Source organism: Nocardia sp. NPDC005746, assembly GCF_040630785.1.
Lineage (GTDB): Bacteria > Actinomycetota > Actinomycetes > Mycobacteriales > Mycobacteriaceae > Nocardia.
Genome location: NZ_JBEXYE010000001.1, coordinates 368,319 through 394,354, shown reverse-complemented (window position 1 = coordinate 394,354; position 26,036 = coordinate 368,319). Strand labels below are relative to the sequence as shown.

The 26,036-nt window shown below is 68.4% G+C and carries 26 protein-coding genes; 15 read left to right on the top strand and 11 right to left on the bottom strand.

Translation table 11 applies throughout. The annotated features are described in order from the left end of the window. Positions 1 to 21 precede the first annotated feature (21 nt). Entirely contained in the window at positions 22 to 1,710 is a 1,689-nt protein-coding gene (locus ABZ412_RS01820; RefSeq protein WP_357275091.1) for an ABC transporter family substrate-binding protein, read from the top strand. Further along, positions 1,707 to 2,357: a hypothetical protein gene (locus ABZ412_RS01815; protein ID WP_357275089.1), complete on the top strand. Its 651-nt coding sequence runs from the start codon at positions 1,707 to 1,709 to the stop codon at positions 2,355 to 2,357. Before ABZ412_RS01820 ends, ABZ412_RS01815 begins: the two co-directional genes overlap by 4 nt. Here ABZ412_RS01815 and ABZ412_RS01810 read toward each other — a convergent pair. Beyond that, positions 2,354 to 3,106, bottom strand: a complete 753-nt coding sequence (locus ABZ412_RS01810) for a lysophospholipid acyltransferase family protein (RefSeq protein ID WP_357275087.1) — start codon at positions 3,104 to 3,106, stop codon at positions 2,354 to 2,356. The two genes, ABZ412_RS01815 and ABZ412_RS01810, sit on opposite strands and share 4 nt — an antisense overlap. 221 nt (positions 3,107 to 3,327) lie before the next feature. Between ABZ412_RS01810 and ABZ412_RS01805 the strand changes: the two genes are divergently transcribed. Beyond that, on the top strand, positions 3,328 to 4,872 hold the full coding sequence (locus ABZ412_RS01805) for a Rieske 2Fe-2S domain-containing protein (protein WP_357275914.1): 1,545 nt from the start codon (positions 3,328 to 3,330) through the stop codon (positions 4,870 to 4,872). Between the two features lie 75 nt (positions 4,873 to 4,947). On the opposite strand, the gene ABZ412_RS01800 is transcribed toward ABZ412_RS01805, so the two are convergent. Both ABZ412_RS01800 and ABZ412_RS01795 read right to left on the bottom strand, forming a co-directional pair. Beyond that, on the bottom strand, positions 4,948 to 5,898 hold the full coding sequence (locus tag ABZ412_RS01800; RefSeq protein ID WP_357275912.1) for a DMT family transporter: 951 nt from the start codon (positions 5,896 to 5,898) through the stop codon (positions 4,948 to 4,950). A gap of 21 nt (positions 5,899 to 5,919) precedes the next feature. Then, positions 5,920 to 6,135, bottom strand: coding sequence for a hypothetical protein (locus ABZ412_RS01795; RefSeq protein WP_357275085.1), 216 nt, complete (start codon positions 6,133 to 6,135; stop codon positions 5,920 to 5,922). 610 nt (positions 6,136 to 6,745) lie between these two features. Here ABZ412_RS01795 and ABZ412_RS01790 point away from each other — a divergent pair. Together ABZ412_RS01790 and ABZ412_RS01785 are read left to right on the top strand one after the other, a co-directional pair. Further along, positions 6,746 to 7,627, top strand: coding sequence for a helix-turn-helix transcriptional regulator (locus ABZ412_RS01790; RefSeq protein WP_357275083.1), 882 nt, complete (start codon positions 6,746 to 6,748; stop codon positions 7,625 to 7,627). Continuing rightward, positions 7,624 to 7,830, top strand: coding sequence for a DUF397 domain-containing protein (locus ABZ412_RS01785; protein ID WP_357275080.1), 207 nt, complete (start codon positions 7,624 to 7,626; stop codon positions 7,828 to 7,830). The genes ABZ412_RS01790 and ABZ412_RS01785 overlap by 4 nt, the downstream gene beginning before the upstream one ends. A gap of 183 nt (positions 7,831 to 8,013) precedes the next feature. On the opposite strand, the gene ABZ412_RS01780 is transcribed toward ABZ412_RS01785, so the two are convergent. The 4 genes from ABZ412_RS01780 to serS all read right to left on the bottom strand — a co-directional run bounded on the left by ABZ412_RS01780 (position 8,014) and on the right by serS (position 12,980). Further along, entirely contained in the window at positions 8,014 to 8,271 is a 258-nt protein-coding gene (locus ABZ412_RS01780; RefSeq protein WP_357275078.1) for a hypothetical protein, read from the bottom strand. 121 nt (positions 8,272 to 8,392) lie between these two features. Next, positions 8,393 to 9,700, bottom strand: coding sequence for an MFS transporter (locus ABZ412_RS01775; RefSeq protein ID WP_357275076.1), 1,308 nt, complete (start codon positions 9,698 to 9,700; stop codon positions 8,393 to 8,395). A 76-nt stretch (positions 9,701 to 9,776) separates the two neighbouring features. After that, complete coding sequence (locus ABZ412_RS01770; protein ID WP_357275074.1) at positions 9,777 to 11,570, bottom strand: bifunctional diguanylate cyclase/phosphodiesterase; 1,794 nt, start codon at positions 11,568 to 11,570, stop codon at positions 9,777 to 9,779. 150 nt (positions 11,571 to 11,720) lie between these two features. Next, positions 11,721 to 12,980: a serine--tRNA ligase gene (gene serS, locus ABZ412_RS01765; protein ID WP_357275072.1), complete on the bottom strand. Its 1,260-nt coding sequence runs from the start codon at positions 12,978 to 12,980 to the stop codon at positions 11,721 to 11,723. A 259-nt stretch (positions 12,981 to 13,239) separates the two neighbouring features. On the opposite strand from serS, the gene ABZ412_RS01760 reads away from it, so the two are divergent. The 6 genes from ABZ412_RS01760 (at position 13,240) to ABZ412_RS01735 (ending at position 18,892) form a co-directional block, all read left to right on the top strand. Then, on the top strand, positions 13,240 to 14,829 hold the full coding sequence (locus ABZ412_RS01760) for a GMC family oxidoreductase N-terminal domain-containing protein (protein WP_357275069.1): 1,590 nt from the start codon (positions 13,240 to 13,242) through the stop codon (positions 14,827 to 14,829). 156 nt (positions 14,830 to 14,985) lie between these two features. Beyond that, on the top strand, positions 14,986 to 16,146 hold the full coding sequence (locus ABZ412_RS01755) for a septum formation family protein (protein ID WP_357275067.1): 1,161 nt from the start codon (positions 14,986 to 14,988) through the stop codon (positions 16,144 to 16,146). Between the two features lie 20 nt (positions 16,147 to 16,166). After that, complete coding sequence (locus ABZ412_RS01750; protein WP_357275064.1) at positions 16,167 to 16,520, top strand: metallopeptidase family protein; 354 nt, start codon at positions 16,167 to 16,169, stop codon at positions 16,518 to 16,520. 75 nt (positions 16,521 to 16,595) lie between these two features. Further along, a complete protein-coding gene (locus tag ABZ412_RS01745; protein WP_357275062.1) occupies positions 16,596 to 16,907 on the top strand; it encodes a PE family protein in 312 nt (103 codons plus the stop codon). A gap of 12 nt (positions 16,908 to 16,919) precedes the next feature. Next, positions 16,920 to 18,062: a PPE domain-containing protein gene (locus ABZ412_RS01740; RefSeq protein WP_357275060.1), complete on the top strand. Its 1,143-nt coding sequence runs from the start codon at positions 16,920 to 16,922 to the stop codon at positions 18,060 to 18,062. Further along, a complete protein-coding gene (locus ABZ412_RS01735; protein WP_357275058.1) occupies positions 18,059 to 18,892 on the top strand; it encodes an ESX secretion-associated protein EspG in 834 nt (277 codons plus the stop codon). The genes ABZ412_RS01740 and ABZ412_RS01735 overlap by 4 nt, the downstream gene beginning before the upstream one ends. Here ABZ412_RS01735 and ABZ412_RS01730 read toward each other — a convergent pair. The 3 genes from ABZ412_RS01730 to ABZ412_RS01720 form a co-directional block, all read right to left on the bottom strand. Further along, on the bottom strand, positions 18,889 to 19,551 hold the full coding sequence (locus ABZ412_RS01730) for a histidine phosphatase family protein (RefSeq protein ID WP_357275056.1): 663 nt from the start codon (positions 19,549 to 19,551) through the stop codon (positions 18,889 to 18,891). The genes ABZ412_RS01735 and ABZ412_RS01730 overlap by 4 nt on opposite strands. Beyond that, complete coding sequence (gene pheA / locus ABZ412_RS01725) at positions 19,548 to 20,465, bottom strand: prephenate dehydratase (protein ID WP_357275053.1); 918 nt, start codon at positions 20,463 to 20,465, stop codon at positions 19,548 to 19,550. The genes ABZ412_RS01730 and pheA overlap by 4 nt, the downstream gene beginning before the upstream one ends. A gap of 144 nt (positions 20,466 to 20,609) precedes the next feature. Further along, positions 20,610 to 21,029, bottom strand: coding sequence for a hypothetical protein (locus ABZ412_RS01720; protein WP_357275051.1), 420 nt, complete (start codon positions 21,027 to 21,029; stop codon positions 20,610 to 20,612). 151 nt (positions 21,030 to 21,180) lie between these two features. On the opposite strand from ABZ412_RS01720, the gene ABZ412_RS01715 reads away from it, so the two are divergent. The 4 genes from ABZ412_RS01715 to ABZ412_RS01700 all read left to right on the top strand — a co-directional run bounded on the left by ABZ412_RS01715 (position 21,181) and on the right by ABZ412_RS01700 (position 24,935). Further along, positions 21,181 to 21,951, top strand: coding sequence for a DUF2470 domain-containing protein (locus ABZ412_RS01715; RefSeq protein ID WP_357275049.1), 771 nt, complete (start codon positions 21,181 to 21,183; stop codon positions 21,949 to 21,951). 24 nt (positions 21,952 to 21,975) lie between these two features. Further along, positions 21,976 to 22,770, top strand: a complete 795-nt coding sequence (locus tag ABZ412_RS01710; RefSeq protein ID WP_357275047.1) for a CPBP family intramembrane glutamic endopeptidase — start codon at positions 21,976 to 21,978, stop codon at positions 22,768 to 22,770. A gap of 420 nt (positions 22,771 to 23,190) precedes the next feature. Further along, complete coding sequence (locus ABZ412_RS01705) at positions 23,191 to 24,294, top strand: LCP family protein (RefSeq protein WP_357275045.1); 1,104 nt, start codon at positions 23,191 to 23,193, stop codon at positions 24,292 to 24,294. A 92-nt stretch (positions 24,295 to 24,386) separates the two neighbouring features. Further along, positions 24,387 to 24,935, top strand: coding sequence for a ferritin (locus ABZ412_RS01700; RefSeq protein WP_357088354.1), 549 nt, complete (start codon positions 24,387 to 24,389; stop codon positions 24,933 to 24,935). Between the two features lie 129 nt (positions 24,936 to 25,064). Here the strand turns inward: ABZ412_RS01700 and ABZ412_RS01695 are convergent, their stop codons facing one another. Further along, a complete protein-coding gene (locus ABZ412_RS01695) occupies positions 25,065 to 25,979 on the bottom strand; it encodes a DUF5926 family protein (protein WP_357275042.1) in 915 nt (304 codons plus the stop codon). Positions 25,980 to 26,036: the final 57 nt, after the last annotated feature.

Sequence of the window (26,036 nt, the reverse complement as noted above, 5' to 3'; positions counted from 1 at the left end):
CTCCAACGGAAGGAGCAACCGGTGAGGATTCGCTCGATCGGAACGAAGCTCGCGGTCCCACTGGTCGCCGTGACAATGGTAGCGACCGGATGCGGCGGCGACGACGGCACCGCACCGCAGGGCAAAGCCGAGCTCGGCACCACCAGTGATATCAATCCGCACGATGTCGCCGATCTGAAGGACGGCGGCAATCTGCGGCTGGCCATGTCGGCGTTCCCGGCGAACTGGAACACGCTGAACATCGACGGCAATGACGCCGAGATCATGGGCGTCGAACGGTCGATGATGCCGCGCGCCTTCAGATCCGACGCGTCGGGCAATCTCTCGATCGACACGAACTACTTCACCGATGTCCAGCTGACGAATACGAATCCGCAGCAGGTCACCTACACGATCAACCCCAAGGCCGTGTGGTCCGATGGATCGCCGATCACCTGGGAGGACATCGCCGCCCAGGGCAATGCGCTCAGCGGGCGCAACAAGGACTTCCTGCTCGCCAACAACCAGGGTTGGGACCGGGTCGAGAAGATCGAGCGCGGGACCGACGACCGGCAGGCCGTCCTCACCTTCAACAAGCACTTCTCGGAGTGGAAGGGCCAGTTCGCCGGCAACTCCTTCCTCTACCCGAAGTCCGTGACCAGCACGCCGGAGTCCTTCAACAAGGGATACGTGGACGCCATCGGGCTGACCTCGGGACCGTTCATGGTTCAGTCCACCGATCGCGGGCAAGGCCGGATCGTGTTGGGGCACAACCCGAAGTGGTGGGGTGACACCCCCAAGCTCGACACCATCACGTTCAGCGTGCTCAATGACCAGGCGACCATGCCGGCCCTCCAGAACAACGAGATCGACGTGGTCGGCATCGGCTCACGCGACGATCGCAAGACCGCCGAGAACACTCCGGGCGTGGTCATTCGCCACGCGCCCGGTAACTCGTGGTCGCACATCACCTTCAACGGCGCGCCCGGATCCATCTTCGCCGACCCCAAGCTGCGCGTGGCCATCGGCAAGGCCATCGACCGGCAGGGTATCGCCACCGCTATCCAGACCGGCCTGGTCGTCGATCCCAAGCCGCTCAACAACCACATCTACATGGCGGGACAGAAGGGCTATCAGGACAACGCTCCGGCCTTCGACCCGAACGAGGCCGCCAAGGAACTCGACGACCTCGGCTGGAAGGTGCCCGCCGGTGGCGGCATCCGCGAGAAGGACGGGAAGAAGCTCGAGTTCCGCGATGTGATGTACAACGCCGACACCTGGGTGCAGATGGCGCAGGTCATGCAGCAGAATCTGGCGTCGATCGGCGTGAAGCTCAATATCGTGACGAAGCCCGGCCAGGACTACTTCACCAAGGTGATCCAGCCCGGCGACTTCGACATGGCGCACTGGAGTTGGGTCGGCGACCTGTTCCCGCTCGGCAGTATCGATCAGATCTGGGGCTACCACCCCGAAACCAATGACCTGCAGGGCAACTACGGCCGCATCGGTTCTCCCGAACTCAACGATCTGATCGAGAAGACCGTCTCCGAGCTCGACGCCGACAAGGCCATCGAACTGGCCAACCAGGTCGACAAGCAGATCTTCGCCGAAGGCCACTCCCTGCCGCTCATGCAGTCGGCCGGCAATGTGGCCGTTCGCGGCAACCTCGCCAACTACGGCGCGGCCGGTCTGGCCAGCCTCGACTACACCAAAATCGGCTTCCTGAAGTGAATTCCCGGGTGGGCCACCCCCTGGCCTATCCGGCGCTCGTGACGATCGGGACCCTGGCGATCACCCTCGCCTGGGTCCCGTTCGCTGATCCGGAGCAGGTTGGGATGTTGATCGCCGTGGCGGCGGTCATTCTGGGCTACACCGGGTTTCGGTTCGCGGTGGCGGTCGGATATTTGCCCGTGGGGCTTCGGGGTGGGGCGAGGGAAGCGGCGGTGCGGCGGGTTCGGCAGCAGCATCGGTTGGTCAGTCGGTCGTGGCTGGAAATCACCGTTGATGGCCGGAATCGGTGGCTGCCCGTGTATTTCGAACCGGGGCTGGTGACGCTCGTACCGCGGGCGGCCGCGATCGACGGGCGAAAGATGTCCGTCGACGGGCGCCGGATGTATCCGTCCGGGCGGGTGCGGGATTCGGAACCCGTGGGGCGGCTCGTCGACAATCCCGAGCGGGCGGATCCCGAGGCGATCGAGCGGACCGGGGTTGGGCGCAGGGTGTTGTTGGATGCGCAGTCTGCGGTGGTGGGGCCGTTCGCCGGGTTGCTGTGGGTGTATGTGGCGGGCGGTGGGGTGGGGGCTTTCGTGGCCGCCACCATCGTGGGGGCGGCCACGGCCACGTGGCTGTCTGCCGTCAGCGGGTCGGATCCGAGTTAGTCGGCGGACCGCTGGGTACGGCGGGCGGCCTTCTCCTCGGCTTCGCGGCGGTCCATCTCGTTGGCCTCCTCGAGGGTGGGGGCGCTGCCGCCCAGGCGGGACGGGACCCAGTAGGCACCGGGCTCGTGGGTGTAGTCCTTCTGCAGGTCCAGCAGCATGTCATGCATGGTGCCCTTGAGCTGCTCGGTCAGTGCCCAGGCGGGCTCGAAGGGCTGGATCGGCTTGCCGACCGCGATGGAGACCGGGGTGTTGGTGCGGCCCAGACGCTTCGGGTGGCCCTTCGTCCAGACGCGCTGCGCGCCCCAGACGACGATCGGGATGATCGGGACACCCGCCTCGATGGCCATGCGGGCCGCGCCGGACTTGAAGTCCTTCAGCTCGAAGCTGCGGCTGATGGTGGCCTCGGGGTAGACGCCGACCAGTTCGCCGGCCTTCAGTCGGGCCACGGCCTCGTGATAGGAATCCGCGCCCGCCGACCGGTCCACCGGAATGTGCTTCAGCGCACGCATGACCGGGCCGGTGATGGCGTTGTCGAAGACTTCCTTCTTCGCCATGAAACGGATGTAGCGCTTCGTGGTGCGGGCGGGCAGGCCCGCGTAGGTGAAGTCCATGTACCCGGTGTGGTTGATCGCGATCACCGCACCACCGGTCGACGGAATATTGTCGTCGCCCTTGATGGCGAACTTCAGGCCCTGCAGCGCGAAAACGGTGCGGGCCAGCCCGATGATCGGGTAGTAGACGGGTTCCACAGTTCCGCTAGCGTAGTCGCTGCCCGCGCGGCATCCAGTGATCCGGGTAACAGCGCCCCGTTTTGGTGTGACGCGGTGACACTGAAACAGGTCCGGTGCGGGTAGTCAGACCAAGTAGATATACATCTCGAAGTCGGGCACCGAGGGGTTACTGCATCGGTGACGTCTCCGGCCAGCCAGTAGTGTGAGTGGCTGGTAACGGTCAGGGAGGAATGAAGCTCGTGCAGATCACCAGCGTCGGACACGCCGGATTCCACATCCGAACCGCGGCCGGAACGATCCTCTGCGATCCATGGGTCAATCCGGCCTATTTCGGGTCATGGTTCCCGTTCCCCGACAACACCCAGTTGGACTGGGACGAGCTCGGCAACTGCGACTTCCTCTACGTGTCGCACCTGCACCGCGATCACTGGGACGCCAAGCTGCTCGCGGACAAGATCAACAAGGACACCACCGTCCTGCTCCCCGACTACCCGGTGCCCGACCTTAAGCGGGAGCTCGAAGCGCTCGGGTTCACCAAGTTCGTGGAGACCGAGGATTCCGTCAAGACCGCTGTCACCGGACCCGGCGGCGACCTCGACATCATGATCATCGCGCTGCGCGCGCCCGCCGACGGGCCGATCGGCGACTCCGCGCTCGTCGTCGCCGACGGGGAAACCGTCTGCTTCAACATGAACGACGCGCGACCCGTCGACATGGACGTGCTGCACGACAACTTCGGGCACGTCGACGTCCACCTGCTGCAGTACTCCGGCGCCATCTGGTACCCGATGGTCTACGACATTCCGACCAAGACCAAGGCCAACTTCGGCAAGCAGAAGCGGCAGCGCGGCATGGACCGCGCCCGCTCCTACATCGAGCAGGTCGGCGCCACCTGGGTCGTGCCGTCCGCCGGTCCGCCGGTGTTCCTCGACGACGAGCTGCGCTACCTCAACGACGACCGCGGCGACGAAGGCAATATCTTCCCCGACCAGATCACCTTCCTGGATCAGATGAAGATCCACGGCAACGAGGGCGGGCTGCTGCTGATCCCCGGCTCGACCGCGGATCTGCGTGGCAAGGAACTGCTTTCGCTCACCCACCCGGTCGACCCCGACACCATCTACGGCGACAAGGCCGCCTACATCGAGGACATGGCCCAGCGCATGGCTCCCGTGCTGGCCGCCGAGAAGGCGACCTGGGCGCCCGCCGAGGGCGAACCGCTGCTGCCCGCGCTGAAGGCCAAGTTCGAGCCGATCATGAAGCAGAGCGACCTGATCTGCGACGGCATCGGCTACCCCGTCGGCCTGGTCATGGGCGACGAGACCGTGGTACTGGACTTCCCCAAGCGCGAAGTGCGCGAACCCATCGAGGGAGAAGGCAAGTACCGCTACGGATTCCGCATCGCGCCGCAGCTGGTCCGCACCGTGCTGCGCGACGACGAACCCGACTGGGTCAACACCATCTTCCTGTCCACGCGCTTCACCACCTGGCGCATCGGCGGATACAACGAATTCCTGTACACCTTCTTCAAATGCCTCACCGACGAGCGCATCGCCTACGCCGACGGCTGGTTCTCCGAGGCGCACGACGACACCGCCTCCACCGAACTCGACGGCTGGGAAGTGCAGCGCCGCTGCCCGCACCTCAAGGCCGACCTGTCGAAATTCGGTGTGGTGGAGGGCAATACGCTGACCTGCAACCTGCACGGGTGGCAGTGGGATCTGGAATCGGGGCGTTGCAAGACCTCCAAGGGCCACGAACTGCGGTCGAAGAAGCTGGTCTGACACGGTGATCGCGGCCGGTACCGGGGTACCCGCCGCGAACCGGAAGCCCCTGTCACACAGCGGATCCGGTGCCTCTCACGCGGGCTCCGCCGGCAATCCCGCACGGGATCTCGCGGCCACGGCCACCGCCACGAAGGTCAAGGCGCAACCCGTGACCGCCAGCGCGGACACACCGGCCCCGGTCGGCGCGACCACATCCAGCACCACCGACGCCAGCAGCTGACCCGCCACCGAGGCCAGGCCCAGCAGCAGCACGCCGATCCAGCGCACCACGGCCACCGCCAGCGCCACGAACGAAATCCCGATCAGGCCGCCGAGATACAGCCAGGGCTCGGTCGGCGGACTGTGGAGACCGCCGCGCCGGACCAGCACCACCGCTTCGACGACCAGCAGCGCCGCGGTACCGGTCGCGAAGTTCGCCAGCGTCGCCGACAAGGGCCCGCCGACCGCGCCCACCCGGCCGTTCACCGCCTGCTGCCACGCCACCAGCACGCCCGCGATCAGGGGCAGGACCACCAGCAGCACCGAGGCAGCGGAGCGTGAGCCGGTATCGGTGCCGCTCCGGCCGACCACCGCGAGCAGGACCGCGACCAGACCGAGTACCGCGGCACCGACCCGCAGAGCCGTCACGGGCGTAGGTCCACTCGGACCCCAGCCCAGCCGATCCACCACCAAACTGCTCGCCAGCTGCCCGGCCACGGTGGCCACCGTGAACGCCGTAACCCCGATGGTCGCGACCGTAAGACCCTGACACGCAACGAAATACGCGCCGGACAAGCCGCCCAGCAATTGCCACCAGCGCAACTCGCCGCTGTCGAGCGCCGCCCGTACCTGCCCGACACCCGCACGCAACCGCCCGCTGGCCGCGAACACCACCCCCAGGATCAGCAGCCCACTACCGAAACTGATCGCCGCCGCCGCGATCCCGTCCCCCAGCCGCTCCCCCAGCTCACCATTGATCCGCGCCTGAACGGCCACGGCCGCACCGATGGAACCCCCGAACCCCAACCCGACCCACCGCCGCATCTCCACCGCCCGATTCTCCCCTCACCGGCGGCGTCCGCGACCGACCGGCCGGATCGTGAGCGCGGCGGCTCGGCGCTCGGCCCGATTCTCGGCTTCGATGCGGGCCCGGATCGCCGCGACCGAGTAGCGATCCCGCGCGTGCCGGGCCGCCGACACCGGCGCGTCATGAGTCATGTGCAGCGCCGCCAGCGCGCACAGGATCACCGTCGCCGCCGCGCAGAACAGTTCAACCAGCATCGGAGTGCCTTTCGCTCGGTTCCACCGTCCGGCCGCGCAGATACGCGGCCGCGCTCGCCTTCCGCGCGCAGGCCGAATCACAGCCGGCGTGAATGGCCAGAATCCCTTCGGCCCGCTCCCGGGAAATCGGGACAATCCGCCCATTGGCGCAGTGATCCTCCACCCGCGCCCCACCCTCACCCGCGGTCATTCACATCCCTCTCGAAACCCCCTGCCGCACTGACGAATCCCTCCAAGATGACCCGCGCTCGCCGCCGCACCCGGCACACCTCCCGATCGCAGTACCGGTGCATCTGCCACGCCAGCCGAGCATCAAACCTCGTCAACGGCCCCGGATCCGATTCGCAATCAAGCAGATTCATTGCAAACCTCTCAATCGGTGCGAATAGACGCGCCCGGCGAGGGTGTCGGAGTGGAGTGCACCCTCAACCGGACGCGTTCCCATAGAACCGCTCGGAGCGGCGACACTGCCACCGATCCGGTGACTCCGAATCGGTTTCACCGAATCGCCTGCACGATCACCGAATGCGGTGGGACCCTTACACCGAATCGGGTGGCGGGGGACGCCCGCAGCGGATGAGCGTGACCACTGGAAACGGAGGATGCGATCATGTCTGACCTCAGCTCGACTGTGCCTCTCCGGCAACTCGGACGATTGATGCTGGAGTGGCGAAACCGGTCCGGTTTGAGCCAAGCGCGGGCCGCCGAGCTACTCGAGATGGGGGCGTCCAGTCTGGCGCGCATCGAAAAGGCCGAGATCACACGCATCAAAACGGCTGTCATCAAGGAAGCCTGCGGGATCTATGGTGTGCCCGGAGACACTGCTGAAGGCATGATCGGGTTGGCTCAGCAGGCCAAGGTCAAGAGCTGGTGGCACTCGTACGCCGATCTGATGCCCAAGAATCTCGACGTATATGTCGGACTGGAAGCCGCTGCCGTCGGATATGTTGCGTACCAGCCGGATTTGATTCCAGGCCTGCTGCAGACCGAGGCTTACGATCGCGCCTTGATGAAGGTCCGCTGGCCCGGTGAACCGGACGAAGATCGAGATCGCCGGGTCCAGATCAAGCAACGCCGCCAGATCGCCATCACGCGAAAACACCTTCCACTCGACCTTGATGTGGTCATCGGGCAGGCGGCACTGCACTGTTCGGTCGGCGGACCGGCCGTCATGGCGAACCAACTGCGGCATCTCGCCGATGTCTCTACGCGCGAGAATATCTCGCTTCGCGTGCTGCCGTTCGAGGCCGGCTTCCCGGGCGGTATCGCCATGTCGCCGTTCGTGATTCTCGACTTCGGAGAGCCACCCCGAGGAGAGCCCACCGAACCTCCGGTCGTATACCTGGAGGGGGCGGTCGGAAGTATGTACCTTGAGGAACGGGACGACGTGAGGTTCCACTATGCGGCCCACGATGTCATCCGACAGGCCGCCCTCGAAGAGGTGGTCTCTCGAAACCTGTTGAGGCGGCTAGCGAGGGAGTATTCGTCGTGAACGTGAAGCTATCCGATGCACGGTGGTTCAAGAGCAGCTATAGCCAGGCCGGCGGGGAGTGCGTCGAGGTCGCCTTTATCGAAGGTGAGCGCGTCGCCGTCCGCGACAGCAAGGACCGCACCGGCCCGGCCTTCATCTTCGCCCCCGACGCATGGGATGCGTTCGCCGCTGGCGTCCGCAACGGTGAATTCGACTGTCCCTAGACGTAATCCGCAACCAAGTGCATAACCGCCCCGGATGAGCCGCCCCATGAGGTGTCGGGGGGCGGCCACCGGCAGAGTCGCCGGCAGCCGGATGTAGCACTGTACGGATCTATTGAAGCGGCGCATGGGTACGCTCGGCTCCGGGGACCGCGAAACGCCTGCCCCACCGACGTTCCCACGGGACTAGCTCACGTCGTTCGTCTCCCGGTGGAAGCAGTCGGGGATCATGATCGCGCACACGATGGTGCCGGCGATATTGAGGGCCGCGTCCACCCCTACCGAACCGGTCGTGATCGGGAAGGCCGAGCCTGTGGACGAGCCGGACCCCGCAACCGGGGCCGCGGCCGGAGCGTCGACGAGCGGGAGCGGCGCGGCCCCCGCCTGACCGGCTCCGACAGTCAGTGCCGTGGCAATGCCAACCGCCGCAATGACAGTGCGCATGCGTGAAACCCTTCGATCGAGCGTGCGGCCGGACCTCTCGACCACCGCCCAGACAGTTAATCGCTTCCATTTCAGAATGGCTCCGGAATCGGCACTCTCGCGGGCCCCCGAATTTCGGGGGCTAGTCGTGCTCGGCCGCAAGAGATCTGGTGTGGGACTGGAGCGGAAGCCAGGTGGGGGTCAGGGCGGCGGCCAGGAGGAGAGGGATACCCAGCGCGGCGACCACGAACGGCAAGGGGAGCCAGGTGGTGGCGACGGCTGCGAAAGCGAAGACCAGCAGGGCGATCACCTCGGTCAGGAAGCCGGAGACCGAGGTCACCGTGGCACGGGCCGGGCCGGTGATGGCGTCCTGCAGGCGGGCCGAGGCGATAACGTCGGCGTTGTAGTCGATGCCGTAGGCGATGCCCACCGCTGAAAAGCCCACGGCGGTCAGGACATACAGAGAGGTCGGGTGGGCGGCGGCCGAGCCCGCCAGCAGCGCGCCGGCGATGAACAGGACGCCCGCGACTGTCAGGGCCGATGCCATGCCTCGGGCCGACGTCCGCTCGGTACGGCCCACCAGCATCGCGCCGGCCAGGGAACCGGCGACCGTGACGCCGACCAGCACCGCGGCCAGGGACGGTCCGGCGCCGGCGTGGTCGGCGAGTAGGGAGAAGTACTCGTCGAAGGCGGTGATGCCGTTCAGCAGGGCGACCAGGATGACTCCTCGGCGAATCAGCCTGACATGCAGTGCTTCTCGTAGTCCGGCGCGCAGCATCGCCAGGTAGCCAACAGGTTCCGAGGCTGCCGGGGCTCGTGACAGGCGAGACTCCACGGCGGGATCCGGATCGTCATCGTCGACGTCCTCGAGATCCTCGACAGTCGCGGCGGATATCGACTTCGGTGCACTGGGCAGCAGGACCGCCGTCAGGGTGTGCACGGCGGCGATCGCGACGCTCGACCAGGCGACCAGGGCGTAACCGCCCCAAGCGTAGAGCGGGGCGGCCGCGAGAATGCCTGCGAGCGCGGCCGCTTCGGTGGCCGCGCGGACGTAGCCCATCAGGCGCGGGTATTCGACGGTTGCGGCGCGGGCATGCAGGTCGTCGTAGATCAGGGCCTCGAAGGTGCCCGATCGGAGGGCGCCGGACGTGCCCCAGAGCACGAAGCCGGCGGCGAAGCCCAGGTAGGACGGGTACAGGGTCCAGACCGCGAAGCCTGCCGCCAGGAGCGCGCCGGACAACACGAGCAGGCCGCGCCGCGACACGGTGTCGGCCCAGGCTCCGGAGGGGATCTCCAGGATGAACGCGGTTGCCGACCAGATCGCGAACAGCGAGGAGATCTGCGCGGCGTTCAGGCCGTGATCGGCGAACAGCAGGGCGTAGATCGCGTAGAGCGGGATCAGATCCGCGGTGAACGCGAACAGGACCGCCCGGAAGGTGAGTGCGTGCATCGAGCCCGCACACTCGGTGCGGGGCAGAGCGCTACGAAGGACGAATCAACAGGCGTAGATCAGCATCCGCATGGGATCAACTCTGCGCGCCGGGGGTACCACCGTCAAGCGGATTATCGATGGGGATCCAGCCGTTGCTGGACGGCTCGCCCTCCGACACCGACGCGCCGACCAGACCCGGGCGTTCGTTGAGGTCATTGATGAGCTCGGTGACCGGGTGCTCGTCGCTGTAGTGGTAGCCCTGGGCGAGAGCGAAACCGAGCTCGGTGAGGACCGCGGCCTGGTACTCGGTCTCCACACCCTCGGCGATCACCTGCAGGTCCAGGGACTTGCTCAACGCCGCGATCACGCCCAGCAGCGGCGGGGCGGGGGAATCGGAGCGGATCGACGCCACGAAGGACTGGTCCACCTTGAGGATGTCCGAGGGCAGGGTGGCCAGGCGGCTCAGCGAGGAGTAGCCGGTGCCGAAATCGTCGATGGCGATACGGACGCCGAACTCACGCAGCTTGTGCAGGTTCGCGATCGCGGTCTCGGACTCGGCCGCCAGCTCGCTCTCGGTCACCTCGAGCACCAGTTGCTCGGCAGGCCAGCCGGTTTCCTCGAGAATGCCGGAAACCCGGGCGGCGTACTCGGACTCGGCCAACTCCAGGCCGCTCACATTGACGTTCAGAGTCAGGTCCAGCTGAGCGAACGTCTCCTGCAGGCGGGCGGCGTCGGCGCAGGCGCGACGCAACACCAGCTCGTCCAGATCGGAGATGAGGTCGTATTCCTCGGCGACCCGGATCAGGCCCTCCGTGGTGACCTCCGGCTGCGCGTGAGAAGACCAGCGCAGCAAGGCTTCCACGCCGACCGCGCGGGTATCGCCGTCGGTGAGACTCACGATCGGCTGGTACTGCACATCCAGGGTGCCGCGGTCGATGGCCTCACGCAGCTCCACCGCCAGCGGCAGCTGCCGCGACGACTCCAGCACCGTGCGATTACGGCCCGCCTGCTTGGCCCGGTACAGACCCACATCCGCACGCGACACCAGCAGCGAACCGGATTCACCCGGCTGCCACGACGTCACACCCGCCGAACAACCGGTGGTGACGGCGGCCCGCAGCTCCTCGGTCAACAGGATCGCGGCCTGCTCGGTGGTGCCGGGCAGCAGCAGCGCGAACGCGTCACCGCCGTAGCGGGCCAGGCGCTGATCCGGCGCAAGCAGTTTCGACCAGGTGTCGGCCACCCGCTGCAGCACGGCGTCACCGGCCCGGTGACCCAGATGGTCGTTGATCTTCTGGAAGCGGTCCAGGTCCATCAGCACCAAGGCCAGACCTTGACCGGTACGGGTGGCGTGCGCGATGGCATTGCTCAACGCGCGGTCGAAACCGCGGCGGTTCAGCAGACGGGTCAGCACATCGATGTCGGCGTCGGACGCCATGCGCGTCAAAATGCCGACCACGATGCCGATTCCGAAGGTGATACCCGCCGGAATGATGCCCGACCACCACGGCAGCCCGCGCGACGGCACCACCCAGAGACAGCAGGCTATGGCGAACGCCAGATGCGCGCCCAGCCAGCGCCACGAGAAGAAGATCGCGGCGTCACAGGCCACGAACACATAGAACGCGGCCAGGCTGATCGCGCCGACCGTGTTCGGAAACCAATGCACCGCAACGGTCACCAGCACCGTCGCCGTCGCCACATAAGCGTGATGCACCGAATGCGGCAGCCTCGGACCCCAGATGAGCAGGCTGATGCCCAGCAGCAGCGCCACGAACGCCGCCACGCCCACCAACGGCCGATTGCCCTCATCACCCGGAGCGACGGCGGTCAGGACAAGACCCAGAAAGCCACCCATGACGTAGAACGCCCCGGTGGTCCGAGCCATGACCATTGCCGTCGCCAGCGCCGATGCCGCCCGGACCCGGGTTCGGGCATCGCCGCGAGACCCGATTCCTCGCACGCTGCCCAGCCTAGCCACAAGCCCAGCCAGCGGTAGACACATCCGGCGGAATAAGCCACGCCGAGTAGCGAATACTCAGCGCGGCTCCAAAACCTCGGCGCCGACGAAAGGCACCAGCGCAGCGGGCACTCGTACCGAACCGTCCGCTTGCTGATGGTTTTCCAGCAGCGCGACAATCCAGCGCGTTGTCGCCAATGTGCCATTCAGGGTGGCGGCGATCTGCGGCTTGCCGTTCTCGTCCCGGTACCGGACGTTCAGGCGACGGGCCTGGAACGTCGTGCAGTTCGAGGTCGAGGTGAGTTCGCGGTAGGTCTGCTGAGTGGGAACCCAAGCCTCGCAATCGAATTTGCGGGCCGCCGAGCTACCCAGATCGCCCGCCGCCACATCGATCACCCGGTAGGGCACCTCGATGGCGGCCAGCATCTCCCGCTCCCAGGCCAGCAGCCGCCGGTGTTCCTCGTCGGCCTGCTCCGGGGTGGTGTAGACGAACATCTCCACCTTGTCGAACTGGTGCACGCGGATGATGCCGCGAGTGTCCTTGCCGTAGCTGCCCGCCTCCCGGCGGAAGCACGACGACCAGCCGGCGTAGCGCTTGGGACCGCCGCTCAGATCCAGGATCTCGCCCGAGTGATAACCCGCCAGCGGCACCTCCGAGGTGCCGACCAGGTACAGGTCATCGTCCTCGAGGTGGTAGACCTCGGCCGAATGCTGACCCAAGAAGCCGGTGCCCTGCATGATCTCCGGGCGCACCAGCACCGGCGGGATCATCATGGTGAAACCGTTCGCCGTCGCCTTCTGCGCGGCCAGCTGCAACAGGCCCAGCTGCAGCAGCGCGCCGTTGCCGGTCAGGAAGTAGAACCGCGAACCCGACACCTTCGCGCCACGTTCCATATCGATCAGGCCCAGCGACTCACCCAGATCCAGGTGGTCCTTCGGCTCGAAATCGAACTCGCGCGGCGTGCCGACCGTGTCGAGCACGATGTAGTCGTCCTCGCCGCCGGCGGGCGCGCCCTCCTGCACCACATTCGACAGCGCGCGCTGGGCGGCGTCGAGGTCGGCGTCCGCGGCGTTCTCCGCCGCTTCGGCCTCCTTCACCTTCGCCGACAGCTCCTGGCCCACCTGCAGCAGCGCCGGGCGCTCCTCCTTGGAAGCCTTGCCGACCTTCTTACCCAGGGCCTTCTGCTCGGCGCGCAGATTGTCGGCCGTCGCGACCGCCGCGCGACGGGCGGCATCCGCCTCGAGCAGGGCATCCACCAGGGACGGGTCCTCACCGCGAGCACGCTGCGAAGCACGGACCACGTCGGGGTTCTCCCGCAGGAATCGAAGGTCGATCATGAGTATTCAGCCTAGTTTGACTGCCTCCGCTGCGCTCCGGCGGGTTCGCGGCCTCTGGTCCCGATTCTTCCCTCCTCCGCTCCTCCGCTTCGCTCCCCCGCTCCGTCAGTCCAGAATCGGGACGGCCGCGAACCTTTGAGTTGATCCGATCCATCCGGGCCATCCACCCCACGACCCGGTGATTTCCGCCATAGGGTTACCCCGATGGGACGGCCGGGGCCCGGGACGGGCTCCGCCGTGGTCTTTCCGAGGAGTCACCATGCCCCAATACACCCCGCACACCGCCGATTTCGTCGTAGTCGGTGCCGGATCGGCGGGGGCCGCACTGGCCGCGAAACTGAGTGAGCGACCCGGCGTCAGCGTCGTGGTCCTGGAGGCCGGCGGTGAGGACAACGACAAGTTCGCGCACATCCCCGCGGCGTTCAACCAGCTGTTCCAGGGCGACAACGACTGGAACTACCGGACCGAGACCCAGCCCGAACTCAGCAACCGGCGCGTCTACTGGCCACGCGGCAAGATGCTCGGCGGATCCTCCTCCATGAACGCCATGATGTGGGTGCGCGGCTTCGCCGCCGACTACGACGAATGGGCCCGCTACGCCGGACCCGAATGGTCCTTCGACAACGTGCTGCCCTACTTCCAGCGAATCGAATCCGTGGAAGAGGCCAGCGAGCCCGGCGAAGGCCGCAAGGGACCGCTGCACATCTCCCGCCAGCGCAGCCCCCGTGCCCTCACCCACGCCTACCTGCAGGCCGCCGCCGAAGCCGGATACCCGGTTGAACGCGCCAACAGCGATCGGCCGCAAGGGTTCTCGCAGACCATGGTGACGCAGAAGCGCGGCGCCCGCTGGAGCACCGCCGACGCCTACCTGCGGCCCGCCCGCCAGCAAGGACGCAACCTCACCGTCGTCACCGACGCGCACGCCACCCGGGTGCTGTTCGAGGGCACCCGCGCCATCGGCGTGGAATTCCGGATCGGCGGCGAGACCAAGCAGATCAGCGCCAAACGCGAGGTCATCCTGTCCGGCGGCGCGATCAACAGCCCGCAGCTGCTCGAACTGTCCGGCATCGGCGACGGCGACCGGCTACAGGAACTCGGCATCCCCGTGGTGCGGCACCTGCCCGAGGTCGGGCGCGGCCTGCGCGACCACCTGGCCGCCCCCATCGTCTACCGCACCACCGGCGGCAGCCTCTACGGCGCGGACAAGAACCTGCTCGAACTCGCCAACTACTTCGTGCTGCGGCGCGGGCAGCTCACCTCCAACATCGGTGAGGCGTACGGGTTCACGCGCAGCCGCGAGGGCCTCGACCTGCCCGACCTGGAACTCATCTTCGCGCCCGCCCCCTACATCGCCGAGGGCCTGGGCGAACCCGACGGGCACGCGCTCACCTTCGCCGCGGTGCTGCTCAAGCCGGAATCCATCGGCAGCGTCTCCATCACCTCGCCGGATCCGTTCGTCGCGCCGCGCATCAACCCGCGCTACTGCGCCGAACCGGCCGACCGCGCCGCCCTGCTCGCGGGCCTGCGCACCTGCGTCGAAATCGCCAACCAGCCCTCGTTGAAGGAGCACATCGGCGAACTCATGCAACCCGCCGTCCCGTCCGACACCGCGCTGGACGAGGTGCTGCGCCGCTGCCTCGAGGACCACTCGCACACGCTGTACCACCCGGTCGGCACCTGCGCGATGAGCCGCGACGAATCCAGCGTGGTGGACCCGCAACTGCGGGTGCGCGGCATCGAGGGCCTGCGCGTCGCCGACACCTCGGTGATGCCGATGATCACCCGCGGCCACACCCACGCCCCGGCCGTCATGATCGGCGAGAAGGCAGCTGACCTGATCTTGTCTTAACGGTCCTGCCCCCGCTCACGGGCTGAAACAGCGCCCGCGGGTTCGCGGCCGTCTCGATTCTGGACGGACGGAGCGGAGGAGCGGAGGAGGGAAGAATCGAGACCGCGGGGCCGCGAACCGGCCGGAGCGAAGCGGAGGCAATTAAGCTCGGCTGCGATGCCTGAGCAAAAGACGCCTTCGCAGTGGTCCGCGCCGTCCTCGCAGCGCCCCGGGTCGCCGTCCCGTCGCAAGCCGACGGCGGCGGATCGACTGCTGACGCCCTTCCGCGCGGTGGAAGCCCAGTTGGACAAGAACGGTCCGCTCTCGGCATCCACCGTGCGGTGGGGGCTGCTGGCCATGGCGGTCGGCGTCACGCTCGCCGTGCTCATCACCATGTTCGTCTCGCACGGCTTCGACTCCAACCGGGTGAAGGCGCACGCACCGGGGGCCGCGCAGCCCACCGGCGCGGTCGCGGGCGCGGCCTTCGGCACCGCCAAGGAGGGCGACTGCCTGACCTGGACCAAGTCCAATGCCAGCGACCTGTCCAAGGTGGAGTGCGGCGGCAAGCACCTGTTCGAGGTGACCGCCGACATCGACCTGAGCAAGTACCCGGGCAAGGAGTTCGGGCCCGGCTCCCGCTTCCCGGACTCGCTGCGCTTCTCCGAACTGCGCGACGAGCACTGCGTGTCCGCCGCCCAGGAGTACCTCGGCGGTCGGCTCGACCCGCGCGGCAAATTCGTCGTCGGCCTGATCAATCCGGGTGAGGCGGGCTGGAAGGCGGGCGAGCGCACGCTGCGCTGCGGCCTGCAGGTCTCCGGCAGCCAGGGCCTGGCGACCAAGCCCATCACCGGCAGCGTGCGCGACATCAACCAGTCCAAGGTCTACGACGTGGGCACCTGCATCGGCATCAAGTCGAACCTGCCCACCGACCCGGTCGACTGCAGCCAGCCGCACGCCTTCGAGATCGTCTCCACCGTGGACCTGGCCACCCACTTCAACGGCGGCCCGCCGTCGAAGGACGAGCAGGACAAGTACATGGAAGACCAGTGCGCCAAGGACGCCACCGACTACCTCGGCTCCCCCGACGCGCTGCGCAACAAGACCCTCACCCTGTTCTGGGACGCGCTCGACACCCGCAGCTGGGTGGCCGGCAGCCGCAGCCTCAACTGCCTGGTCGGCAAGGGCGCGGACCAGGAGGGCTTCGCGGCCATCACCGGATCGGCCAAGGGCGACATCCAGATCGACGGTCAGGCCCCGGTGCCGCCGCCCAACAACGGCCGCTACACCCCGCCGCCGCTGCCCGGCGCGGTGCCGCCGGTCATCCCCCAGCCTCGCTAGTTCCGGGGGACAACGCAGTCATGCCCGTCTCGATGTCCGACGACCGCTTCGAGGAGCTGGTCGGCGACGCGCTCGACCTGATTCCGCCGGAGCTGGCCCGGGCGATCGACAATGTGGTGGTCCTCATCGAAGCGCGCAGTGACGAGGACCACCACCTGCTCGGTCTCTACCACGGCATCGCCCTCACCGATCGGGACTTCAGCCACTACGGGGGCGCCCTGCCGGACACCATCACCATCTATCGCGACGCCATCCTCGAGATGTGCGGCAGCGAAGACGAGGTGGTCGAAGAGGTGGCGATCACGGTGATTCACGAGATAGCGCACTATTTCGGGATCGACGACGAGCGCCTCCATCAGCTGGGATGGGGCTGATCCGGGGGAACCGACCGGCGAACCTCTGCGTCCAATCCTCATAACCGGGGATAGAACGTAGAGAGGGGCCCGATCATGGTTGGCCATGTGCTCGTGCAGCCCGAGGTGATCCTCGCGGCCGCCCTGGAACTCGATCTGCTCGCCGAACGCCTGGTCGCCGCCGCGAGCGCGACCGCGCCGGCGACCCACGTGCTCCCCTCCGGCACCGAAGAGGTGTCCTTCCTGGCCGCCGCGCATTTCAACACCGCCGCGCTGACCCACGACCGGTCCCTCGCCCAGGGCATTCTCGAACTGCACCACGCCGCCGCCACCCTGCGCGGCCAGCTGGCCCAGTACCTGGCCCACGACGCCATGCGGGCGGCCGCTCTCGCGGCGATCCGGGTGTAAGGGAAGAAACGCATGACATTGGGGATCACCGGGGTGTGCTGGCTGCCCCGCATGGCCGAGATCAACTCCCTCTCACTCAACACCGGGGCGCACGCGATTCCGATCGCGGCCGCGGGCGGCGCCTGGGGCGGCCTCTCCGCCGCCTGGGTGGACGCCACCACGACGGTGGCGCGGGTGATGGCCGAGATCGGGGTCGGGCTCGAGGGCGTCAACGGGCTTGCCGTGCTGGCCCGGCTCGGCCGGTTCACCGTCTGGGCCGAACAGCAGGCGGTCATGGCAGGCGTGATGGCGGGCAAGGCCGGCGCCCATGCCACCGCCTACACCGTGGCCTCCATCGCCATGCCGAGCCTGCCGGAGATCGCGCTGGTGGAGACCGCGCGGGTGGCCGCGTACTCGTCCGGCGGCGCACTCGATGGCGCGGCCGAAGCCGCCGAGGCCGCCAAGCTGGCGCTCGACATCCGGGCCGCGCTGGTCATGGAAACCTATGAGGCGGCGACGAGTTCGATGGTCGCCACACCCGGCCAATTCCTGATGCCGCCGCCCATCGCGGTGGGCGCGGGGTCGGCCGACGCCGGTGGGGACGCGTTCACCACCGGCGGTGTCACGAGTGCGGGAAGCGTTGCGAGCACGGCGATCACGGCCGCAGCCAACGCCCTGACACAGCCGGGATACGGGACGCCGGCACCGGCGGGCGCGGCGGCCACAGGGGTCGCGACCACCGGAGTCGGCGGGGCGGCGCTGTCCACGCAGGCCGTGTCCTACACCGGCGGCGGATCGGTGAGTATCGGCAACGGCGCGGGTACCCTGCGTCTGCCCGAGGGCTGGGGACCCGGCCTCGACGGACCCGGTGGCCTCGGAAACCCCAGTGGCGCAACGGCACCGGCCGCGCCGGCCGCCGATCCGAGGGGTGTGGCCGGGACACCCGCGTCGACCGCACTGGTCCGTTCCACCGGGACCGGCTCAGTGCTCGGGCAGCACGGCGGCGACGAAATCGAGACGCGCCGCGGCCACGACTACGGCCGCTCGGTCGAGGTGTTCACGGACGGGCGGGTGGTCGCGCCCGCGGTCATCGGTGGCGACGCGGTCTGCGGCGGGGACACGGCGGTCGCGCCTGCGGCCATCCACGCGAGTGTCGCTGCCCGGGCGCATCGGTGACCGTCCTCGGCGCGGGCCGCGGGCCGTCGCCGCTGGGCTCGGTCACACTGTCCCTCGACGAAATGCGGTATCTCCAGGAGACATCGGGTATCGACGAGCTGCCCGTGGTGCTGAATGCCCTGGGGCGCTACGACCATGCCGCCGACCGCGATGCCGCCATGGCCGCGGCGGCGGACGCACTCGCCGAACGTGAACTGCTCGAGGGTGATCCGGCCGCCGAGGACCATCGGGTCCATCCGGAATTGGCCGAACGGCTGCGGGTGCTCCACCGGCCGCACTGGGTGCTGGCGTTGCGCTGGTACGTCGAGGGCCAGGTCAATCGGCTGTGTATCGCCAGGGGCGACGACGTCGACGTGGTCGCGCTGCGCGGCCCCGGATCCTACGTCGTCGACGAGGCGAGCCACGATCTCCCCGGCACCGTGCTGGCCGCGCTCGGCCCGGCCGATCCGCTGGAACTGGCCGGAATGCACGCGCCCACCGAGGATCTGGTGCCGATCTTCGACGACGCGGGCGACTCCGCCACCACGGCAGCCCGCCTGAGCACGGTGTGCGATCCGGCGCGGGACGCGCAGGCCATCGCAGCGGCGCTGGTGCGGGTGCATGCGCACGCGGAGATCGTCGGCGTGCGCTACGGCGACGGCGTGCGCGAGGTCGCCGGGAACCACCTCGCCGTGTACGACACCCGTCACGGTCGGTTCCTCGCCATCACCACCACCGCCGAGGACGGGACCAAGTGGACGTCCTTCGCGAGCGGCACCCCCGCCCGGCTGCGCACGGCATTGCGGGATCTCGCCGAATCCCTGCCGCTGCGTACCGAATTCGGTTCCTAGCCCATCGGGTCGTCGCCGGTGGCGGCGAACGCGCCGGTGAACGGCGCGGGATGGCGGCCCCAGCGGGTGCACTCCCAGCGGTCGTCCTCGAACGGCTGCAACTCGATGGTCTCGGTGTTGTCGAGATGATTGTTCGCGGCGAAAAGCCGTGGCACCCCGGTGAGTTCACGCGACACCAGGCGCATGGCCGCGCCGTGGCTGACCACGATGACATCGCCGGCGCCGGGCCTGGTCAGGTAGTCGTCGCGTAGTCGCCGCAGTGCGGGCAGGTAGCGGGCGAGCACGTCCTCGCCGGATTCGCCGCCCGGGATCCGCACGCTCAGATCACCGAAATGCCAGGCGTGATAGACCTTCTGGAATTCCAGATGCGCGTCCCGGCTGGTCTGGCCCTCCAGGTCGCCGAGCTGCACTTCCTGCAGGTCGTCGAGCACGTTGAGCGCGACGCCGGTGGCCGACTCGATGTAGCCGCCGGTCTGGCGGGCCCGCAGCGCCTGCGACGAGAACAGCTGTTGCGGCGGCGCGATCAGGTTCGCGCCGAAGGTCTTCGCCTGGGCCACACCGCGTTCGGTGAGCGGCAGCCCGGGCAGCCGGGTGTCGAGAATCTTGCCCACATTGCCTTCGGTCTCGCCGTGGCGGACCAGGATGAGTTTGCCGCTCACAGGTCGGCCACCCCCTTCTTCAGATCAGCCAGCCAGGCCGCGGCGGGCGCGTCCGGTGGCGGCGGGGTGCCGGTGGCCGCGGTGGCGGGCCAGGAACCGAGGAACCGGATCCGGGCGGCGGTGCGGTGCAATGCCTTCAGGGCCTCGGCGACAGCGGTGTCGTCGATGTGTCCGACACAGTCCAGGTAGAAGCGATAGGTCCCCATGCCGGTGCGCGTCGGCCGGGACTCGATGCGGGTGAGATCGATACCGCGGGTGGCGAACTCGGCGAACGCCCGCATCAGCGAACCCGGTTCGTTGGCCAGCTCCAGCACGATCGAGGTGCGATCCGCACCCGTCCGTCGCGGGGCCGGTTGCGGCGGCGCGACCAGCACGAAGCGGGTGACGGCGCGTTCGACGTCGGCGACCCCGTCGGCGAGGGTGGTCAGCCCCAGGCGCTCACCCGCCAGCGCGGTGGAGACCGCGGCCTCGGCGTGCCCGGCCACCACGTCCTCGGCGGCCGCGGCGTTCGATGCCGAGGTGTACATCTCGGCCAGCGGCATGTTCACGGCCAGCCACATCCGCACCTGCGCGGCCGCGACCGGATAGGCGGCGATGCGGCGGACCTGGTCGAGCGCGATGCCCGGGCGGCCCACGATCGTGAACGCCACATCCAGATCGGTCTCGGCGAGGATCTGTAATCGCGGACCGACGGCCAGCGCGTCCAGCGTGGGTGCGATCGAACCCTCCACCGAGCTCTCGATCGGCACCACCGCGCCCGCCGCCTTGCCGGCGCGCACCAGTTCGACGGCAGCGCCCTGACTCGGGGCGGGGATGCGCTCGACCGGTCCATCGAAGGCTCCGGTGGACTCGAGTTTGGCGAGGGCCATCTCGGTGAAGGTTCCCGACGGCCCGAAGTAGGCGATACGCGGCACGGTTACGACATTACTTGCGTGCGCGCGGTCACCCCCCGCTTTGCCCGGCTCCCGGGTAACTTTCGGCGAAATCCTCGGTGTCGCCATAAAAACCGCAGGCCCGGACGCCAGGAGGGCCGGGCGGAGGCCAGCGGCGGGGCGAATTCAGCCGCCCAGAACCGCCAATCCGGTTCGCACGGCAACCGCGTCCGCGGTCTCGATGGCGAGCAGAACATCACGGAAGGCCTCGACGGCGGGCGGCTGCAGGCCCGTCAGGAACGCGGTGTCGGGGGCGGTCAGTGCGGTGCGGATGTCCTCGCCGCAGAGGGCGGCCACGGTCGCGGCGACAGCGGCCAGGGCGCGCTCGCCGGAGTCGGTGCGGGCCACGAAACCGGTGTCGCCGTGCACGATTCGCACCAGGAATTCCGAGACCGCCTCGTCGTCGAGGGTGAGGTCCAGGACCTCGACGCCCGGGGCGGCGGTGATCGGGCGGACCAGGTCCTCGGTGAGCCCGCGCGCCGGGCGCGGCGGGACGGACAGGCTCAGCGCGACCGGTTCGGGCGCGTGCGATGAATCGTGCGGCACGCTCCCACGGTAATGGCCCCGGCAGGCCACCTGACCTCGACCCCGAGGGTGTGCGGCGGGACGGCGCGGTCCCGGCCGGCGGGGGAACGTCTTGCGCGAGCGACGTGCGTCACTTAGCTTAGGTTTACCTAATTCACCCCCGGAGGTGTCCATGACGCACGCGGCCCAGGTCGTCGCGCCCACAACCGCCGAACGCGTGCACAGCGCCTGCGCGCACGCCGAACACGCGGTCCTGGCCCTACCCGGCCTCGACCCCGTGCCCACCTCCGTGCACCTGCTGCGGCAGTGCGGCGACATGGTGATGGCGGTGCCGATGAACTCCACCGCCGCCGGACTCGTGCACGGCTGCGGCGTGAACGGCTCCCCGGCGGTGCTCGAACTCACCGACCAGGCGCCACTGGCCCTGCGCGAACGCGTCCGCGCCCTGGTCTGGCTGCGTGGCTGGGCCCACGCGGTGCCCGCGCACTCCCAACGCGCCCTCGCCGGGGCGATCGCCGCCGACCACCCGCACCCCGACCTACTCGACATCGGCCACACCGCCACCCTGCTGCGGCTGGTCATCGACTCCGCCGTGGTGGCCGACACCTCCGGGGCCGCCTCGGTCGACCGCGAACAACTCCGCGACGCCCGGCCCGACCCGTTCTGCGCGCTGGAAGCCGGTTGGCTGCAACACCTTCAGGCCGACCACCCCGACGTGGTGGACCGGCTGGCCCGCCGCCTCCCGCACGCGCTGCGCCGCGGCGCGCTCATCCACCCGCTGGCCATCGACCGATACGGCGTCACCCTGCGCGTCGAGGCCATCGAGGCCGACCACGACGTCCGCATCCCCTTCGAGGCCCCCGCCGACGACATCGAATCGCTCAGCCGCGCGGTACACGCCTTGGCGGGCAACCCCTTCCACGGCGGGATGCACCGGATCTGACGCCGCCGCGCCTAGATTGGCGGCATGGTTTCGGCTGATCCCGCGCCCGTCTGGCCCGCCCCCGAGTCGTCCGAGCAGGGGCGCCGGGCGATCACACTCGAGATCACGGTGGTGCTGGTCGTCACCTTCGGACTGAGCGGGGCCAACGCGGCACTGTCACTGCTGGAGAGCGCCCTCTCCCCCGGCGGGGTCGGCGGGCAGACGGTGGCGCTCAATCCCTCGCGCGCCACCCAATCGGCCATCGACCTGCTGTTCCAGCTGTTGAGCGTGGCGCGGCTGCTCGGGTGGGCGGCCCTGGGGATATATCTGTTGTGGCGCAGCGGGATCGCGCCGCGGGCCATCGGACTGGCGCGGTCACTGCGCTGGCGCGCGGACGTGCTGCCCGGACTGCTGCTCACCGCGGTGATCGGGATACCCGGACTGGGGCTGTATCTGGCGGCACACGCCCTCGGCGTGAGTGTGACCATCGTCCCCAGTTCACTCGAACACTGGTGGCGACTGCCCATGCTGGTACTGGCCGCCTGGGCCAATTCCGCGGCCGAGGAAGTGCTCGTTGTGGCCTATCTCATCACCCGGCTGCGGGCGCTCGGCTGGACCGAGAACCGGTCCCTGCTGGCGTCGGCGCTACTGCGCGGCAGCTACCACCTGTACCAGGGTCTCGGCGGCGGGCTCGGAAACCTGGTGATGGGGTTGATCTTCGGGCGCTACTGGCAGCGCACCAACCGGCTGTGGCCGCTGCTGCTCGCACACGCCCTCATCGACACCATCGCCTACCTCGGGTACGCCTTCCTGCGCGGACATGTCTCCTGGCTGCCGTGAATCCGCCCGGAAAGCGGCGCGGCGCGGGCGCGGTCGGTACTGTTTCCAGTAATGAACGGCGACGACCCCCAGCACTTTGCACGGATGCGCCGGGAGCCGCCGCCGGGACGCCCGGGGGAGCGCCCGGCACACCCGCAGCGCCCGATGGCGAATCCCGGGCAACCACAGCGGCCTTCGGCTCCACGGCAGCCCATGCCCGAGCGGGCGCGGAACTACGACCCGCCCGTTAACGATGGCGGGCCGCGGGTAGAACCAACCCAGGTGATCCGACGCGATGAATCCGGTCAGGGCCTGGCGTATTCGCAGGTGCCGCCGCCCCGGAACCCGGACCCGCGACAGCGACCGCCCGGGAACCGGATGCCGCCGCCGGGCAATCGCGTGCCACCCCGGGGGAATCGGGTTCCGCCGCAGGGTGATCGGATGCCCGCCCGGACCGCGACGCCCATGGGACACGCGCCCACCCAGCAGCCGGCCCCCTTCCACGAGGACCCGCCCCGCACTCCCCCGCCGCCACTGCCCGGCAAGCGCCGCGGCGACGACGGGCGTCCCCCGCGCGGGGCCCGGCCGCGCCGCAAACGGCACTGGTTCCGCTGGATTCTGTCGCTGCTGGTGGTGCTGCTCGTGCTGCCCATCGCCGCGGCCATTTACGTCGACACCCACCTGACCCGGATCGACGCGCTCGCGGACTATTCCGGACGGGTCGGCGACACGCCCGGGACGAATTGGCTTCTGGTCGGATCAGACAGCCGCGCCGGGCTCTCCCAGGCGCAGGAGGACGAGTTGTCCACCGGGTCCGATGTGGAGGGGGAACGCACCGACACCGTGATCCTGGTCCACATCCCCAAATCCGGGCGGCCCACCCTCGTCAGCCTGCCGCGCGACTCGTATGTGAACATCCCGGGCGTCGGCAAGGACAAGCTCAATGCCGCTTTCTCGGTGGGCGGCGCGAAATTGCTGGCCCGCACCGTCGAAGGCGCGACCGGTGTGCACATCGACCACTACGTGCAGATCGGATTCGGCGGCTTCGCCAATATCGTGGACGCGGTCGGCGGCATCGATATGTGCCTGGACGAGCCGATGAAGGACCCCTTGGCGGGTATCGATCTGCCGGCGGGCTGCCAGACCCTGAGTGGCCCGAACGCACTGGGTTTCGTCCGTTCCCGCGCCACGCCGCGCGCCGATCTGGATCGCATGCTGAATCAGCGCAAATTCCTCAGCGCGCTGTTGAAGAAGGCGTCCAGCCCGGCCACGCTGGCCAATCCGTTCCGATCCTGGCCGCTGGTAAGGGATCTCACCTCGGCGTTGAAAGTCGACGACGGTGCGCACATATGGAATCTGGCGGGCCTGGGCAATGCGCTGAGCAGCGATCCGATCACCACGACGGTGCCGGTCGGCGGCTTCGAGAATGTCTCCGGCAGCGGCAATGTGCTGCTCTGGGACAAGACCAAGGCGAGTGCGTTCTTCGACGCGCTGGCCAAGGATCAGCAGATCCCGGCGGACCTGATCACCACGGTCGGAAGTTAGTTCGATTTAGGCAATACTTGCCTCAATAAGGCTGTGCTCAATAAGGCTGCACTTGGATGACACGCGGTTTTACCAGGATTAATGTTCTCCGCATGTCCACCCGAACCCAGACCAAGCGCAGCAAGTTCCAGGCCCTGCTGCAGGATCAGATCCGCAACGAATTCAATGCCGAGCACCAGTACATCGCGGTGGCATTGTGGTTCGACAATGCCGATCTTCCGGTCCTGGCCAAGTATTTCTACAAGCAGGCCGTGGAAGAGCGCAATCACGCGATGATGATCGCGCAGTACCTGATCGACCAGGACATCAGTGTCGAGATGCCCGGGGTCGATTCCGCCACTTCGCATTTCGCGAACGCCAAGGAGCCGATCGCGCTCGCCGTCGCGCAGGAGCAGTCGGTCACCGACCAGATCGTCCAGCTCGCCAAGACCGCCCGCGAAGAGGGCGACTACCAGGGCGAACAGTTCATGCAGTGGTTCCTCAAGGAGCAGGTCGAGGAAGTCGCCACCATGAAGACCCTGCTCACCGTCGCCGAGCGGGCCAGCGCGAATCTGTTCGACCTGGAGAACTTCGTGCAGCGGGAAATGAGCAGCCCGAAGGACGCGTCCGGCGCGCCGCACGCCGCGGGTGGCTCGCTGTAACCAGCGAATCACGGCAATAACCCGTGGGGCCGAACATGATTCGGCTCCGTCCGGTGGATAGACGACACAGGCCCGGTCCGACGCTTCGGACCGGGCCTGTTGCCGTATCGCGCGGAAATCCGCGGACGGTCAGCGCAAGGTGACCTGACGCGAACGCAGGCCGTCGCGGGAACGACGCTCGTCGGAGGTCAGCGGGGCGTCCGACTTCAGCGCGGCCGCCAGCTTCGCGCCGAATTCGCGTGCGGGAGCTTCCCATTCGCTCGCGTGACGCTCACGGTCCAGGTCGAAGACCGGCACCAGCAGGCCATGGGTGCGGAACGAGCCCGCGAACCGCGAACCCTCGCCCAGATGCAGATCACCGGCGGCGTGCAGGCGGGCCAGGGCCAGCATCAGCTGGTCCTCGTCCTCGGGGCGCACCCAGCGGATGTGTGCCTTCTCGCCGGCGTCGACCCACCAGGCCGCGCCGGTCGCGTCCGCGCCCAGCTCCAGGCGAGCCGACGGCATGATGGCCCGGTTGGCCTGCTCGATGGTGGCGGCCACCTGCGGGTCCGGGGTGACACCCGCGGGCACCCACCAGTTGAAGTCCTGGTGCACCGTGAGGTCCAGGGCCGCACCGGAATCCAGCACCTCGGTCAGCGGGGCGCCGCCGACGCTGGCGGAGGCGAGCGAGTCGCCGGGGGTGGCGGACTGGGTCCACAGGATGGCGGCGGCCAGATCCGCGGCGGGATCGGCGGACTGGAACTGCACCTGCGTGCCAACGAAACCGACCGGCTCGTCACCGGCCCGCACCAGCGCGGCGACCGCACCCGGCAGCACGGTGGCGAGGGTGACCTCACGCTCCGCGCCGACGCTCGGCGCCAGCTTCAAGGTCGCGGTCGCCGACGGCACGAACTCCCGTAGCGCGACCAGATCGCATTCCGCGGCCAAGCCCGCGAAGGGCCGCGTCACGGCCGACGCCGCCGCCTCCTGTTCGGCACGGCGGGCGGCCAGCTTCTGCGCCCGATTGGAGTCCGGCTTGGGACTGTTGCGCTTGCTCTTACCCATGGTTGGCAAACCTACTGTGTCTTTGGCCCTACGCTCCGCTCCGGGCAGGGTTCGCGG